General features: G+C 62.8%; 13 protein-coding genes. All 13 read right to left on the bottom strand.

Translation table 11 applies throughout. The annotated features are described in order from the left end of the window. Window positions 1–160: 160 nt before the first annotated feature. Window positions 161–925, bottom strand: a complete 765-nt coding sequence (locus NR164_RS29005; protein WP_017847688.1) for an SDR family oxidoreductase — start codon at window positions 923–925, stop codon at window positions 161–163. Window positions 926–936: 11 nt separating this feature from the next. Next, a complete protein-coding gene (locus tag NR164_RS29000; RefSeq protein ID WP_017847689.1) occupies window positions 937–2,148 on the bottom strand; it encodes an O-succinylhomoserine sulfhydrylase in 1,212 nt (403 codons plus the stop codon). 65 nt (window positions 2,149–2,213) lie between these two features. Then, complete coding sequence (gene purF, locus NR164_RS28995) at window positions 2,214–3,719, bottom strand: amidophosphoribosyltransferase (protein ID WP_017847690.1); 1,506 nt, start codon at window positions 3,717–3,719, stop codon at window positions 2,214–2,216. A 41-nt stretch (window positions 3,720–3,760) separates the two neighbouring features. Then, a complete protein-coding gene (locus tag NR164_RS28990; RefSeq protein ID WP_057005681.1) occupies window positions 3,761–4,318 on the bottom strand; it encodes a CvpA family protein in 558 nt (185 codons plus the stop codon). 257 nt (window positions 4,319–4,575) lie between these two features. Continuing rightward, on the bottom strand, window positions 4,576–5,229 hold the full coding sequence (locus NR164_RS28985) for an SPOR domain-containing protein (protein ID WP_046382642.1): 654 nt from the start codon (window positions 5,227–5,229) through the stop codon (window positions 4,576–4,578). Beyond that, a complete protein-coding gene (gene folC / locus NR164_RS28980) occupies window positions 5,213–6,520 on the bottom strand; it encodes a bifunctional tetrahydrofolate synthase/dihydrofolate synthase (RefSeq protein WP_256823588.1) in 1,308 nt (435 codons plus the stop codon). The genes NR164_RS28985 and folC overlap by 17 nt, the downstream gene beginning before the upstream one ends. After that, entirely contained in the window at window positions 6,517–7,437 is a 921-nt protein-coding gene (gene accD, locus NR164_RS28975; protein WP_046382640.1) for an acetyl-CoA carboxylase, carboxyltransferase subunit beta, read from the bottom strand. The genes folC and accD overlap by 4 nt, the downstream gene beginning before the upstream one ends. 244 nt (window positions 7,438–7,681) lie before the next feature. Then, a complete protein-coding gene (locus NR164_RS28970; protein WP_256823587.1) occupies window positions 7,682–8,314 on the bottom strand; it encodes a phosphoribosylanthranilate isomerase in 633 nt (210 codons plus the stop codon). Between the two features lie 64 nt (window positions 8,315–8,378). Then, window positions 8,379–9,203: a tRNA pseudouridine(38-40) synthase TruA gene (gene truA / locus NR164_RS28965; protein WP_046382638.1), complete on the bottom strand. Its 825-nt coding sequence runs from the start codon at window positions 9,201–9,203 to the stop codon at window positions 8,379–8,381. 158 nt (window positions 9,204–9,361) lie between these two features. Continuing rightward, on the bottom strand, window positions 9,362–11,914 hold the full coding sequence (locus tag NR164_RS28960) for a FimV/HubP family polar landmark protein (protein ID WP_256823586.1): 2,553 nt from the start codon (window positions 11,912–11,914) through the stop codon (window positions 9,362–9,364). Window positions 11,915–12,076: 162 nt separating this feature from the next. After that, complete coding sequence (locus NR164_RS28955; RefSeq protein WP_017847699.1) at window positions 12,077–13,087, bottom strand: aspartate-semialdehyde dehydrogenase; 1,011 nt, start codon at window positions 13,085–13,087, stop codon at window positions 12,077–12,079. Window positions 13,088–13,262: 175 nt separating this feature from the next. After that, window positions 13,263–14,375, bottom strand: a complete 1,113-nt coding sequence (gene asd, locus NR164_RS28950) for an aspartate-semialdehyde dehydrogenase (RefSeq protein WP_017847701.1) — start codon at window positions 14,373–14,375, stop codon at window positions 13,263–13,265. Between the two features lie 64 nt (window positions 14,376–14,439). After that, entirely contained in the window at window positions 14,440–15,522 is a 1,083-nt protein-coding gene (gene leuB / locus NR164_RS28945; RefSeq protein ID WP_256823585.1) for a 3-isopropylmalate dehydrogenase, read from the bottom strand. Between the last annotated feature and the right edge of the window lie 49 nt (window positions 15,523–15,571).

Below are 15,571 nucleotides of genomic sequence, written 5' to 3'. Positions count from 1 at the left end.
CCGCCGACCCTCTGCTTGTAAGGCAGATGCTCTCCCAGCTGAGCTAATCACCCTTTGCTTCGTTGAGGCCGCGAAATTTACGCAGATAGCGGACCTAAGTCAATAGCCTGCTTGAAGTTTTTCTGAAAAAGACAAAATAGTTTCAAGACGGCTACCCACCCTACTCGCTGTAAATCATCTTCTTGCTCATGCCGCCGTCCACCACAAACTCCTGGCCGGTGACAAACCCGGCCTGGCGCGACAGCAGCCATGCCACCAGCGCCGCCACGTCCTCCACCGTGCCAACCCTGCCCGTCGGGTGCTGGGCGTGGTCGGCGTCGGTCAGCGGCTCTGCGCGACGGGCTGCCGGATCACGCGCATCGATCCAGCCAGGGCTGACGGCGTTGACCCGCACTTCCGGGCCAAGGCTCATCGCCAAGGCGTGTGTCAGGGCCAGCACGCCGCCCTTGCTCGCCGCGTAGGCTTCGGTGTCCGGCTCCGACTGCCGAGCCCGGGTCGAGGCCAGGTTGACGATCGCACCGCCATGGGCGCGCAGGTACGGCGCACAGTGCTTGGCCAACAGCATCGGGCCGCTGAGGTTCACCGCCAGCACGCGATTCCAGGAGGCCAGGTCAAGGCTTTCAAGGGTGATATTGCGCGGGTCGGCCACCGCCGCATTGCACACCAATGCGTCCAGGCGCCCGAACTGCCCAAGCACTTCAGCGACGCCCTGGGCGACTTGCTTCTCGTCAGCCACGTCCATGGTGATAAACCAGGCGTTCTCGCCGAGCACCTTGGACACCTTGGAGCCGCGCTCGCGGTCCAGGTCGGCCAACACCACCTGCCAGCCTTCGCTGATCAGCCACGCCGCGATCCCCAGGCCAATGCCCCGGGCAGCGCCCGTCACCAGCGCGACGCGGCCGTTACCGCCCGCAGCCGCTTCCATGGACCACTCGATCACAAGGCCGCCAGCCCACGGGCCAGATCAGCCTGCAAGTCAGCGACGTCTTCAAGCCCCACCGCAACACGGATCAGGCTGTCGCGAATACCCGCCGCTTCCCGCTCCTGCGGCGCCAGGCGGCCGTGGGACGTGGTGCCGGGATGGGTAATGGTAGTCTTGCTGTCACCCAGGTTGGCGGTGATCGAGATCAGGCGTGTCGCGTCGATAAAGCGCCAGGCGCCCTCTTTGCCGCCTTTCACCTCAAAACTCACCACCGCGCCGAAGCCGCGCTGCTGGCGCTGGGCCAATGCGTGCTGCGGATGGCTCTTGAGGCCGGCGTAGTGAACCTTCTCGATACCGTCCTGCTGCTCCAGCCACTCGGCCAGGGCCTGGGCGTTCGCGCAATGGGCTTTCATCCGCAGGCTGAGAGTCTCCAGGCCCTTGAGGAAGATCCACGCATTGAACGGGCTCAGGGTCGGGCCGGCCGTGCGCAGGAAACCCACCACTTCTTTCATCTGCTCGCTACGCCCCGCCACCACACCACCCATGCAACGGCCTTGGCCGTCGATGAACTTGGTCGCCGAATGCACGACAACATCCGCACCCAGCTTCAACGGCTGTTGCAACGCCGGCGTGCAGAAGCAGTTGTCGACCACCAGCATGGCGCCTTTGGCATGCGCGACTTGCGACAGCGCGGCGATGTCTACCAACTCGGCCAGCGGGTTGGACGGCGACTCGACGAACAGCAGCTTGGTATTGGCTTTGATTGCCGCATCCCAGCCGGAAAGATCCGCCAAAGGCACGTAGTCCACTTCAATACCGAAGCGCTTGAAATACTTCTCGAACAGGCTGATGGTCGAACCGAACACGCTGCGTGACACCAGCACATGGTCGCCGGCGCTGCACAAGCTCATGACCACCGCCAGGATCGCCGCCATGCCGGTCGCCGTGGCGACCGCCTGCTCAGCGCCTTCCAGTGCGGCGATACGCTCTTCGAACGCGCGCACGGTCGGGTTGGTGTAACGGGAATAGACGTTGCCCGGCACTTCACCGGCAAAACGCGCAGCGGCGTCGGCAGCGGTGCGGAACACATAGCTGGAGGTGAAGAACATCGGATCACCGTGCTCGCCTTCCGGCGTGCGGTGCTGACCGGCGCGCACAGCCAGGGTATCGAAAGCTACGCCATCGAGGTCGCTGTCCAACCGACCGGCATCCCATTCCTGACTCATGCTGCGACTCCTTACTCAATGCTTTGTTTAAGATACAAAACCGGCCCCTCAGGGCCGGTGTTCACTCAATTGTTGTACAGATCGATGATCGCACTGACCGCCTGGGTCTTGATCTTCGACGAGTCGTTACGCGCCTGCTCGATCTTGTTCAGGTAAGCCTCATCGACATCACCGGTCACGTATTTGCCGTCGAACACCGCGCAGTCGAACTGCTCGATCTTGATCTTGCCACCGCCGACCGCTTCGATCAGGTCGGAAAGGTCCTGATAGATCAGCCAATCGGCGCCGATCAGATCGGCTACGTCCTGGGTCGTGCGGTTGTGGGCGATCAGCTCGTGGGCGCTCGGCATGTCGATGCCGTACACGTTCGGGTAACGCACGGCAGGCGCGGCGGAGCAGAAGTACACATTCTTCGCGCCAGCTTCGCGGGCCATCTGGATGATCTGCTTGCAGGTGGTGCCACGCACGATGGAGTCATCCACCAGCATCACATTCTTACCGCGGAATTCCAGTTCGATGGCGTTGAGCTTCTGACGTACCGACTTCTTGCGCGCCGCCTGGCCAGGCATGATGAACGTGCGGCCGATGTAGCGGTTCTTGACGAAGCCTTCACGGAACTTGACGCCCAAGTGGTTGGCCAGCTCCAGCGCAGCGGTACGGCTGGTGTCCGGGATCGGGATCACCACGTCGATATCGTGCTGAGGGCGCTCGCGCAGGATCTTGTCGGCCAGCTTCTCGCCCATGCGCAGGCGCGCCTTGTACACCGAAACGCCGTCGATGATCGAATCCGGACGCGCCAGGTAGACGTGTTCGAAGATGCACGGGGTGAGTTTCGGCGCAACAGCGCACTGACGGGTGTGCAGCTTGCCATCTTCGGTGATGTACACCGCTTCGCCCGGTGCCAGGTCGCGGATCAGGGTGAAGCCCAGCACGTCCAGGGACACGCTTTCGGAGGCGATCATGTACTCGACGCCTTCATCGGTGTGACGCTGGCCGAACACGATCGGACGGATGCCGTGCGGGTCACGGAAACCGACGATGCCATAACCGGTGACCATCGCCACTACCGCGTAACCACCGACGCAACGGTTATGCACGTCGGTGACGGCGGCAAACACATCTTCTTCGGTCGGCTGCAGCTTGCCGCGCTGGGCCAGCTCGTGAGCGAACACGTTGAGCAGCACTTCCGAGTCAGAGTTGGTGTTGACGTGGCGCAGGTCAGATTCGTAAATCTCCTTGGCCAGTTGTTCAACGTTGGTCAGGTTACCGTTATGCGCCAGGGTGATGCCGTAAGGCGAGTTGACGTAAAACGGTTGAGCTTCGGCCGAGGTCGAGCTACCGGCAGTCGGGTAACGCACATGGCCAATGCCCATGTGCCCGACGAGGCGCTGCATGTGACGCTGATGGAACACGTCACGTACCAGACCATTGTCCTTGCGCAGGAATAACCGGCCGTCGTGGCTGGTCACAATACCGGCAGCGTCCTGGCCGCGGTGCTGGAGGACGGTTAGCGCGTCATACAGCGCCTGATTGACGTTCGACTTACCGACGATACCGACGATGCCACACATGCGACGCAACCCCTACTTAATGAATCTTGACTGAACACTGCTTACTGAGGCGTTTTGGCCGGTAAGAGGTGCTCCTTGAACGGAAGATCAGCGGGTATGCTGATCCCGCTGGCCAGCCACTGACTGCTCCACCCCAAAATGAGGTTCTTGGACCAATCTGCAACCAATAGAAATTTTGGCACGAGTACCGACTCCTGCCACCACGAATCCTGCTGTACTGGCCCCAGGCTCAACAGCCCGACCGCCACGACCACCAGCAACGCGCCACGCGCAGCGCCGAAGGCCATGCCGAGAAATCGATCGGTCCCGGAGAGGCCGGTGACACGTATCAACTCGCCAATAAGATAATTGACCATTGCTCCCACCAGCAGCGTGGCGATGAACATGATGGCGCAGCCCGCGATGACGCGAGCCGAAGGTGTCTCGATGTACCCGCTCAAGTAGACCGACAGCGAACCGCCGAACATCCAGGCGACGACTCCTGCAATGATCCAGGTCAGCAACGACAGTGCTTCTTTTACGAAGCCGCGGCTTAGACTGATCAAAGCGGAGATGGCGACGATTGCGACGATCGCCCAATCAACCCAGGTAAATGGCACGGTGCAGCCTACAGACGGATAAGGCGGCGCATTTTAGCAGAGCGCCGGGCTATCGGTAAGCTGTGATTGCGGGTGCTTTGCAAAACAATAGTTTGTGACGAGTTAAACGCATTTCAAGGCCCACTCGAAACCAAAGTGGAAGGGGGCTGGCTCCCGATGGCGGTGGGTCAGTCAGCACAACCGATACTGATCGACCGCCATCGGGGGCAAGCCCCCTCCCACATTTGACTGCATTCCAAGCTGAAAGCGGCGTGAACTCAGCCGCGTTCAGGCTGGAAACGCACCACAAAACCGTTGAGATTCTGCTGACGCCCCAACAAATCGCGCAGGCGGTCCGCTTCGGCACGCTCGATCAACGGCCCGATAAACACGCGGTTCTTGCCGTCGGCGCTGCGGATGTAAGCGTTGTAGCCCTGACTGCGCAGTTTTTTCTGCAAGGCCTCGGCGCTTTCGCGATTGGCCAGGCTGGCCAACTGGATCGACCAACTGATCGGCAGGCCATTCGGGTCGATGCGGCTCTGACCCACGTCCGGTTTGCCCGGCGCGGCAGGCTGCGGCACGACCGGCTTGGGGGCAGGCGCTGGCGCGGCAGGCTTGGCAGCGACGGCAGGCGCCGGCTTGACCACAGGCACACTCGGCTGCACCGGCATCGAAGGGGCCGGCTGCGCGGCCAATTCCTCATCGGCCGGCACCGGCTCTTCTTCAGGCAATGCCTGCGGCTCAGGCACCACCACCGGCTCAACCTGCACCTGAGGCACGACCGGCGCCTGGGGCGCTGCCGGGGCCTCAACGACCACCTGGCGCTGTTCGTCCTGACGGGAAAACAGCATCGGCAGGAAAATCACCGCCAAGGCCACCAGCACCAGGGCACCGACCATCCGCTGCTTGTATGCGCTATCCAGTAATGCCATGTGCAGCTTCCTCCGTGGAGCGCCGGGCCAACCATTCGAGCGCCTCGGCAACACAATAAAATGACCCGAACAACAGAATCTCATCCTCGGGCGTGGCAACCGCACACTGCGCTTCAAGGGCCGCAGTGACACTTGCATACGACGCCACGCGCGCACCAAGGTTCTGCAAGGCCACCTCAAGCTCGGCGGCCGGACGGCTGCGCGGCGTGTCCAGGGGCGCCACGGCCCAGGCCTGGACATTCCCCAGCAACGGCGTCACTACGCCCTCCAGATCCTTGTCGGCCAGCAAGCCGAACACCGCCAGGCGGCGACCGACCGGCGCTGTACGCGACAGGCGTTGCGCGAGGTATTCGGCGGCGTGGGGGTTGTGCCCCACATCCAGCAGCAGGTTCAGGCGCTTGCCCTGCCAATCGAAGGCTCGGCGATCGAGACGCCCAACGATCCGCGTCGCCAGCAATGTACGAGCAATCTGCGCAGGATTCCACGGCAGATCCAATAGCAGATAGGCTTGCAGGGCGAGCGCGGCGTTTTCCATCGGCAGGTTCAGCAGCGGCAGGTCATGCAACGCCACGAGCTGGCCGCGCGCATCACGCCCGCGCCACTGCCAATGCTCAGCACCGACCTCAAGATTGAACTCACGCCCGCGCAGGAAGAATGGGCAATCCAGCTCCCGCACCCGGTCGAGCAACGTCTGCGGCGGGTCCAGGTCACCGCACAGCGCAGGCTTGCCCTGGCGGAAGATGCCGGCCTTTTCATAGGCCACGGATTCACGGGTATCGCCCAGGTAGTCGACATGGTCGACACCGATGCTGGTGACCAGCGCCAGGTCGGCATCCACCACGTTGACCGTATCCAGGCGCCCGCCCAGGCCCACTTCAAGCACGACCACGTCCAGGCGCGCCCGTTCGAACAGCCAGAACGCCGCCAGAGTGCCCATCTCGAAGTACGTCAGGGAAATCTCACCGCGCCCGGCATCGAGCGCGGCGAAGGCTTCGCAGAGCTGCTCGTCAGTGGCTTCCACACCATTGAGTTGCACCCGCTCGTTGTAGCGCAGCAGGTGCGGCGAGCTGTACACGCCGACCTTCAAGCCTTGGGCCTGCAGCAGCGCTGCGACAAAGGCACAGGTCGAGCCCTTGCCGTTGGTCCCCGTCACCGTGATCACTCGCGGCGCCGGGCGGCCCAACCCGAGGCGGGCCGCTACCTGTTGCGAGCGCTCCAGGCCCATGTCGATGGCGGACGGATGCAACTGCTCAAGGTAGGCGAGCCATTCGCCCAGGGTACGTTGGGTCATAGGTTTGCAGGCACCGGCGGCACGACGATCGGCTCAACCTTCGGCGCGATGTAGACCGGCGTCGGCAGGCCCATCATTTGCGCGAGCAGGCTACCCAGGCGTGGACGCAACTCGCCACGGGCGATGATCATGTCGATCGCACCGTGCTCCAGCAGGAATTCGCTGCGCTGGAAGCCTTCCGGCAGTTTTTCGCGAACGGTCTGCTCGATCACACGCGGGCCGGCAAAGCCGATCAGGGCCTTGGGCTCGCCGACGATCACGTCGCCCAGCATCGCCAGGCTGGCGGAAACACCGCCGTACACCGGATCGGTCAGCACGGAGATGAACGGAATGCCCTCTTCCCGCAGACGCGCCAGCACCGCGGAGGTCTTGGCCATTTGCATCAGGGAGATCAGGGCTTCCTGCATGCGCGCACCACCGGAGGCTGCGAAGCAGATCATCGGGCAGCGGTTTTCCAGGGCGTAGTTGGCGGCGCGCACGAAACGCTCGCCGACGATGGCACCCATGGAACCGCCCATGAAGGAGAACTCAAACGCCGACACCACGACCGGCATGCCCAGCAGCTTGCCGCTGACCGAAATCAGCGCGTCTTTCTCACCGGTCTGCTTCTGTGCAGCGGTCAGGCGGTCCTTGTACTTCTTGCCGTCACGGAACTTGAGGCGGTCAACCGGCTCCAGGTCCGCGCCCAGCTCGTTACGGCCGTCGGCGTCGAGGAAAATGTCGATGCGCGCGCGAGCGCCGATACGCATGTGGTGGTTGCACTTAGGGCAAACGTCCAGGGTCTTTTCCAGCTCCGGGCGGTACAACACCGCGTCGCAGGATGGGCATTTGTGCCACAGACCTTCAGGAACCGAGCTTTTTTTCACCTCGGAACGCATGATCGAAGGGATCAGTTTGTCTACTAACCAGTTGCTCATGCTTTCTTTCTCCAGTACCGGTGGCTTGAACACAGCCCCGCGTATGCCCTTGAGCTAAATTCATATGTGGCGATGACACATGCAGGACGGGGTCAGACGTTCGACCAGCCATTTCCCGCATGTTTCCTCAGCCTTCCAGACAACCTGCCCGTGCAGGGTTGCCACTTCATTTCCGGGCCTCCCGCAGGTGGCACCGGGCTGTTTTACACAGTGGTAGTTATGGACGGCGGCAGACTGCCAGCCGTCACATCACGCCATCGCTGTTGCGCACAGCCTGCATGAATGCGCGAATCTTGCCGTGGTCCTTGATGCCCTTGCCCTGCTCTACCCCACCGCTGACATCCACGGCATACGGCCGGACCTGCTCGATCGCCGCCGCGACATTGGCGGGGGTAAGCCCGCCGGCCAGGATGATCGGTTTGCTCAACCCCTCGGGGATCAGCGACCAATCGAAGGCTTCGCCGGTGCCGCCGGGTACGCCTTCGACGTAGGTGTCCAGCAGTATCCCGCGCGCGCCGGTGTAGGCCGCGCAAGCGCCGGCGATATTATCCCCGGCTTTGACTCTCAACGCCTTGATATACGGACGCTGGTAGCTTTCGCATTCGTCAGGGCTTTCATCGCCGTGAAACTGCAACATGTCCAGTTGCACGGCATCCAGGGTTTCGTTGAGTTCGCAGCGGCTGGCATTGACGAACAAGCCCACGGTGGTCACGAACGGCGGCAGTGCGGCGATGATCGCCCGCGCCTGCAGCACATTCACCGCCCGCGGGCTCTTGGCATAAAACACGAAACCGATGGCATCCGCCCCCGCTTCGACTGCCGCCAGCGCGTCTTCTATGCGGGTAATCCCACAAATCTTGCTGCGAACGGCTGACATGTCGTGGAAACCTCAGGGGTTGAACCGAGAAAGTCCCGGATGGTAACAAAAGCTTTTCCGGGCGTCAGCCGCCAAGTTCGCTGAAACCTGTGAGGAAGTGTGGCCCGATGAAGCGCTGCGGCAGCTCGAACTCGTCGCGGTACTCCACTTCCACCAGATACAGGCCAAACGGATGCGCCGTGACGCCGCCGGTCCGCCGAATACGGCTTTCCAGTACTTCCCTGGCCCACTCCACCGGGCGCTCGCCGGTGCCGATAGTCATCAACACACCGGCAATGTTGCGCACCATATGGTGCAGGAACGCTCCGGCGCGGATATCCAGCACGATCATCTTGCCGTGACGCGTCACCCGCAAGTGATGGACTTCCTTGATCGGTGACTTGGCCTGGCACTGGCCGGCACGAAACGCGCTGAAATCATGGACGCCAACCAGATGCTGCGCGGCTTCGGCCATGCGCTCGGCATCCAGCGGGCGGTGGTTCCAGGTGATTTCTTCGTTGAGGTGCGCCGGGCGGATCTGATCGTTGTAGATCACATAGCGGTAACGCCGGGCGATCGCCTTGAAGCGCGCATGAAAGTGCGCCGGCATGACCTTGGCCCAACTGACACTGACGTCATGGGGCAAATTGATATTAGCGCCCATCACCCACGCTTTCATCGAGCGCTCGGCCTGGGTGTCGAAGTGAACCACCTGGCCGCAGGCGTGGACGCCGGCGTCGGTACGCCCGGCGCACATCAGCGATACCGGCGAGTCGGCGACTCTGGACAGGGCCTTTTCCAGGGTTTCCTGCACCGTCAGCACGCCGGACGCCTGGCGCTGCCAGCCGCAATAGCGCGAACCTTTGTATTCCACGCCCAGGGCGATGCGGTAAAAGCCTGCAGCCGCCATTTCGGCAGCCGGGTTATCTATATTTGCCAAGAACTGAGAGCCTGATGAGTTGCGCAAAGGCGGGCATTATAAGGCGCTGCGCCCCAGACGCCATGTGTTTGGTACCGGCAATGCAAAACGGCGGCCCGAAGGCCGCCGTCTGGGTCACCCCGTGGCGATTACACCAGTCGGCCAAGCATTTCCTTGGCTTCGCCGCGCTGGGTTTCATCGCCCTCGGTCAGCACTTCGGAAAGAATATCCCGCGCGCCATCCGTATCGCCCATGTCGATATAGGCCTGGGCCAAATCCAGCTTGGTTGCGACCTCATCGGTGCCGGAGAGGAAGTCGACCTCCGGTTCGTCATCGCCCAGCGCCGCGTCTTCGGCGGTGAAGGACGGCTCGATCGGCGGGTTTTCCAGGCTCTGGGACAGACGATCGAGCTCGGCGTTGACGTCATCCAGTTCCGAGGCGAACGCATCGGGTTTGGCCGCCGGGGCGTCCGGCTCGTCAGCCAGGGACAGGTCGAAGTCTTCCGGCAGGTCGAGGTCGTCCAGGGCGGCCGGGGTCAGGGTCGGCGGCTCGACCGGCGACACGTCCTTCATCTGATCTTCAAGCCCCGAAAGGAAGTCGTCATCGGACTGGGACGCCGGCGGGTCCAGTTGCAGGTCGAGGTCAAAGTCCGACAGATCTTCCGGGCTTGGCTTGGCATCGGTCTGTTGCTGCAGCAGCGCTTCGAAGGTCTGCTGATCGGTCTTGTCCAACGCCGCTGGCGAAGCCGCCTCCAGCTCGTCCAGACTCAGATCGAAATCAGTATCGAACGGCTCCGCTTCTGCCGTCGCTTGCGGCGCGGCGGCCGGCTTGTCTTCCAGCAGATCCTTGACGTATTGAGCGTCCATCGCGGCGGCGGCCACGGCGGCACTCACTCCCGCCGCCAACACGGCCATGGCCGGGAAGCGCGACTTGAGCTGCTCGACCTGGGCATGGTTTTCACCATTGGCTACCAACTGACGCTCCTGGACGACAAAACCGTCCTTGTCGTTCTGCAGGCCGTAGACTTCCATCAGTTTCAAGCGCAGGTCGCTGCGCTTGGGTTCGTACTTGATGGCTTGTTCCAGCACATCGGCCGCCTGGTTCAAGTGACCGCGGTCGATATGGGATTGGGCCTGGACCAGCGCATCATTGGTGTTTTCCGGCGCTACGGCGCCAGCCAGTGGCGCAAGCACCGAGGCCGCGCTTGGTGCCGCTGCCGGCGCGACCACAGGTGCCGGCGCAGGCGCAGGCGCGGCGGTCAACGTCACGTTCGGTGCCGGTACTTCCAGGCCAGCGAAGCTGTCCGGTGGCAGATCAAGGTCGATGTTCGAAGCGAATTCCGGCTCTTCGGACAGGGCCCGCGCCATGCGCAGGTGCTTTTCTTCTGCGCGACGGGCATTGCGATGACGCGCCCACAGCAACAGGAGCACCAACGCCACCAGGCCGGCTGCGCCGCCGATGACGCCAAGCACAATCGGGTTGGTCAGCAGTTCGTTGAATTTGTCTTCGCTGGTCGCAGGCACGGCGTCGGGCTTGATCGGCTCGGCCACCGGGGCCGCGGTGGCGGCCGGCTCAGCGGGCGCGACTGCAGCGGCCGGCGGCTCACCTGCCAACTGCGCGGGCATGACCGCAGTCGCCGGGGTTGCCGGGGCGCCTTTTTCAGCCTGCAACCTGGCCAGTTGATCGTTTTTCAGCTGGATCAGCTTTTGCAGCTTGTCCAATTGGCTCTGTAGGTCTGCGGCGCGGCTTTTCAGTTCTTCGTTGTCACGGCGGGTGGTGTCGAGCTGTTCCCGGGCCATCGCCAGCTTGTCGCTCAGGGCCTGGCCATCACCCGCCTTGCCCTTCGCGCCCTTCTTGGCGGAGTCGGCCGAAACCAGACTCAAGTTGTCCTTGGCGTTGGTGCTCGCCGGCGCATTGCCAGCCTGGGTGCGCTTGGTGGCGTCCAGTTGTTGCTTACCGGCCGTCTGATGGGGCGCGGCACGGCGGCCCTGGCGCCAGGCGACGTTCTGCGCGGTCACTTCGGCAATGGCCTTGGACTGCGGTAACGCCGTGCTTTGTACGGTATCCGGCAGGCGCAGCACGTGGCCGGTTTTCAGACGGTTGATGTTGCCGCCGATAAAAGCGTCAGGGTTGAGTGCCTGGATCGCCAGCATGGTCTGCTGCACCGAAGCGCCATTACGGTGCTTCTCGGCGATTTCCCATAGCGTGTCACGGGCCGTGGTGGTGTGCTGGGCCGGCACGCTCAACGCGGGCGCGCTCAAACGCGGCGTGGCTGCGCTGTTGGTCGGCGTCGACTGGTCGAACTTGGCCGGGTCGAGCAGCACGCTGTAGTCACGCATCAAGCGGCCATTGGGCCATTGCACTTGCAGCAGGAACCGCACGTAGGCATCAGGCAACGGCTTGCTGGACGTGACACGCACCACACTGCGCCCGGCCGGGTTGATCACCGGGGTGAACGTCAGGTCATTGAGGAACGCCTGGCGATCGACGCCGGCATCGACAAACGCCTGGGACGACGCCAGGCTCGGGGTGATCTCGGAGGCCGTGAGGCCGCCGACGTCGAGCAATTCGATTTCCACCGACAACGGCTGGTTCAACTTCGACTTGAGGGTCATCTCCCCCAGCTGCAGCGCCTGCGCCATACCGGAGGACAGCGCCGAGGCGGCCGCTATTGCTAACACCAGTTTGCGAACTTGAACCATAGCCTCATCCTTTGTTTGAACACTCCCCGGCCTGCGAGAAGGTTGGTAACCGTTGCCATAAGGCACGGCGAGCCGATAGGTCACCGACACGCAACTGTTCCTGCTTGGGGCCAAGCATAGCGCCTGGTTAGAATCAATCTACAAATTGCCGCCAAGTATCTTTTACACAAGGCCTTTTATCAACAACTGCGCCAGCTGCACCGCATTCAGTGCGGCGCCTTTACGCACATTATCTGACGTCAACCACAGATTTAGTTCCGCCGGATCGTCCACCCCCGCACGCACTCGTCCGACGTAGACTACATCCTGGCCGACGGCATCACCCACGGCTGTCGGGTAATCCCCCTCCTCCACCCGCTCGATACCCGCTGCGGCGTCGAGCGCACGGTTGACGGCGGCAAGGTCGACCGGCGAACCCAATTGCAATGACACAGTCAAGCTATCGCCAAAAAACACCGGGGCTTGAACGCAAGTCGCAGAAATCTTTAGTAAAGGAGTTTCCAGCACCGCGCGCAGTTCGTGTACGAGACGTTTCTCCAGCGCTGTATGACCTTGGGCGTCCGGCGTGCCGACTTGTGCCAACAGGTTGAATGCCATCTGCCGATCAAAGAATTTGGGCTCCAGCGGGCGCACATTCAGCAACTCGGCGGTTTGGCGCGCCAGCTCGCTGACTGCTTCACGGCCCTGGGCAGACACCGCCAGATTGGCGGTAACGCTGACACGCTGGATATCCAGAATCCCACGCAGCGGCGCCAGCACCACCGCGAGGTTGGTCGCGGATGGGCTCGGGCTGCCGAGCTGGAACGGCTTTTTCAAGCCCTCCAGCACATGGGCATTGGCTTCCGGTACCACCTGAGGCGCTTGCGCGGCCGGCAATGCGCCCGACAAATCGATCACCGAACAGCCGGCCGCCGTGGCGCGTGGGGCGAAGCTCAGGGTCACCGCCGGGCCGGCGGCGAAAAACGCCAGCTGCGCCTTGCTGAAGTCAAACTCATCGACTTCCCGCACGCGCACGTTCTTGCCACGGAACGGCACCGACGCGCCCGCGGAGTTGCTGCCCGCCAGCAGGTACAGGGTGCCCACCGGGAAAGCCAGCTCTTCGAGGATCTGCACCAGGGTTTCACCGACGGTGCCGGTGGCGCCGATCACGGCGATATCAAAGGTCTGGGTCATGGGAGCTGCCTCGGGCATTGCGGGGGGAGCGGCACTTTACCGGGTGGTGGGGGGTGAGGCAATTGGGCTGGGCCTTGCGGTGCGACGATTCGACTTGCTCCCGATGCCTTCCTGAAAGCCAACAAAAAACCCGCGCCTGTCACCAGTCGCGGGTTTTTCTTAGTGCCTCAGGCGATCAACGCTCCAGCAGAATCCGCAGCATGCGCCGCAGCGGTTCGGCCGCGCCCCACAGCAACTGGTCGCCGACGGTGAACGCGCCCAGGTACTGGGTGCCCATGTTCAGCTTGCGCAGACGCCCCACCGGAACATTCAGGGTGCCGGTAACCTTGGTCGGGCTCAGCTCCTGCATGCTGATTTCGCGGCTGTTCGGCACCAGCTTGACCCAAGGGTTGTGCTGGCTGATCAGCCCTTCGATATCGGCGATCGGCACGTCTTTGTTCAGCTTGATGGTCAGCGCCTGGCTGTGGCAGCGCATGGCGCCGATACGCACGCAGATGCCGTCCACCGGGATCGGGCTCTTGAAGCGACCGAGGATCTTGTTGGTCTCGGCCTGGGCCTTCCACTCTTCACGGCTCTGCCCGTTCGGCAGTTCCTTGTCGATCCACGGGATCAGGCTACCGGCCAACGGCACGCCGAAGTTCTCGGTCGGGTAAGCGTCGCTGCGCATGGCTTCGGCCACACGGCGGTCGATGTCGAGGATCGCGCTGGCCGGGTCGGCCAGTTGATCGGCGACCGCCGCGTGGGTCGCGCCCATCTGCTTGATCAGTTCGCGCATGTTCTGCGCGCCGGCGCCGGACGCCGCCTGATAAGTCATGGCGCTCATCCACTCGACCAGGCCGGCTTCGAACAAGCCGCCCAGGCCCATCAGCATCAGGCTGACGGTGCAGTTGCCGCCGATATAGTTCTTGGTGCCAGCGTCGAGTTGCTGGTCGATGACCTTGCGGTTGACCGGGTCGAGCACGATCACCGCATCGTCCTGCATGCGCAGGCTGGACGCAGCATCGATCCAGTAACCCTGCCAGCCGGCTTCGCGCAGCTTGGGGAACACTTCGCTGGTGTAGTCGCCGCCCTGGCAGGTCAGAATCACATCGAGGGTTTTCAGCTCTTCAATGCTGTAGGCGTCCTTGAGCGGCGCAATATCCTTGCCCACGGACGGCCCTTGGCCACCCACGTTCGAAGTGGTGAAAAACACCGGCTCAATAAGATCGAAATCCTGCTCTTCCAGCATCCGCTGCATGAGCACGGAACCGACCATACCGCGCCAACCGATCAGACCTACACGTTTCATCGCAACTACACCTTGTTAAAAAGTGGGCCGACTTGCAGCAACAACTGCAAGCGGGCCCGAGAGATTACAGATTCCGCAACGCGGCGACTACTGCGTCGCCCATTTCTTGCGTACCGACTTTGGTGCAACCCTGCGACCAGATGTCTCCGGTGCGCAAGCCCTGGTCCAACACCAGGCTCACGGCCTTCTCGATGGCATCCGCCGCGTCGCCCAGGTTGAAGCTGTAACGCAGCATCATCGACACCGACAAAATGGTCGCCAGCGGGTTGGCGATGCCAAGGCCTGCGATGTCTGGCGCCGAACCGTGGCACGGCTCGTACATGCCCTTGTTGTTAGTGTCCAGGGACGCCGAAGGCAGCATGCCGATGGAGCCGGTGAGCATCGACGCCTGGTCGGACAGGATGTCGCCGAACAGGTTGTCAGTGACGATCACGTCGAACTGCTTCGGCGCGCGCACCAGTTGCATGGCGGCGTTGTCGACGTACATGTGGCTGAGTTCGACGTCCGGGTAGTCCTTGGCGACTTCTTCGACGATTTCGCGCCACAGCTGGCTGGAGGCCAGGACGTTGGCCTTATCGACCGAGCAGATCTTCTTGCTACGCACGCGGGCCATGTCGAAACCGACCCGGGCGATACGGCGGATTTCGCTCTCGCTGTACGGCAGGGTGTCGTAGGCCTGGCGCTCGCCATTCGGCAGTTCGCGCACACCGCGCGGCGAGCCGAAGTAGATACCGCCGGTCAGCTCGCGCACGATCAGGATATCCAGGCCCGCCACCACTTCCGGCTTGAGGCTCGACGCGTCGGCCAGTTGCGGGTAGAGGATTGCCGGGCGCAGGTTGCCGAACAGGCCCAGTTGCGCGCGGATCTTCAGCAGGCCGCGCTCAGGGCGGATGTCACGCTCGATCTTGTCCCATTTCGGGCCACCCACGGCGCCGAGCAACACGGCGTCGGCCGCACGGGCGCGGTCCAGGGTCTCGTCGGCCAGGGGCACGCCGTGCTTGTCGATGGCCGCGCCGCCGATCACGTCGCGGCTCAATTCGAAGCCCAGGTTGTACTTGGTGTTGGCCAGTTCCAGGACTTTGACCGCTTCGGCCATGATTTCCGGACCAATACCGTCGCCTGGGAGAATCAGAATCTGCTTGCTCATGCGTTCCTCATTTCATCATGCGACCCGCCCTGGGGCAGGTCGGGAAAAA

It is taken from the genome of Pseudomonas sp. Pse79, from assembly GCF_024519615.1.
Classification (GTDB): domain Bacteria; phylum Pseudomonadota; class Gammaproteobacteria; order Pseudomonadales; family Pseudomonadaceae; genus Aquipseudomonas; species Aquipseudomonas veronii.
This window is presented reverse-complemented; position numbering and strand designations above follow the sequence as displayed.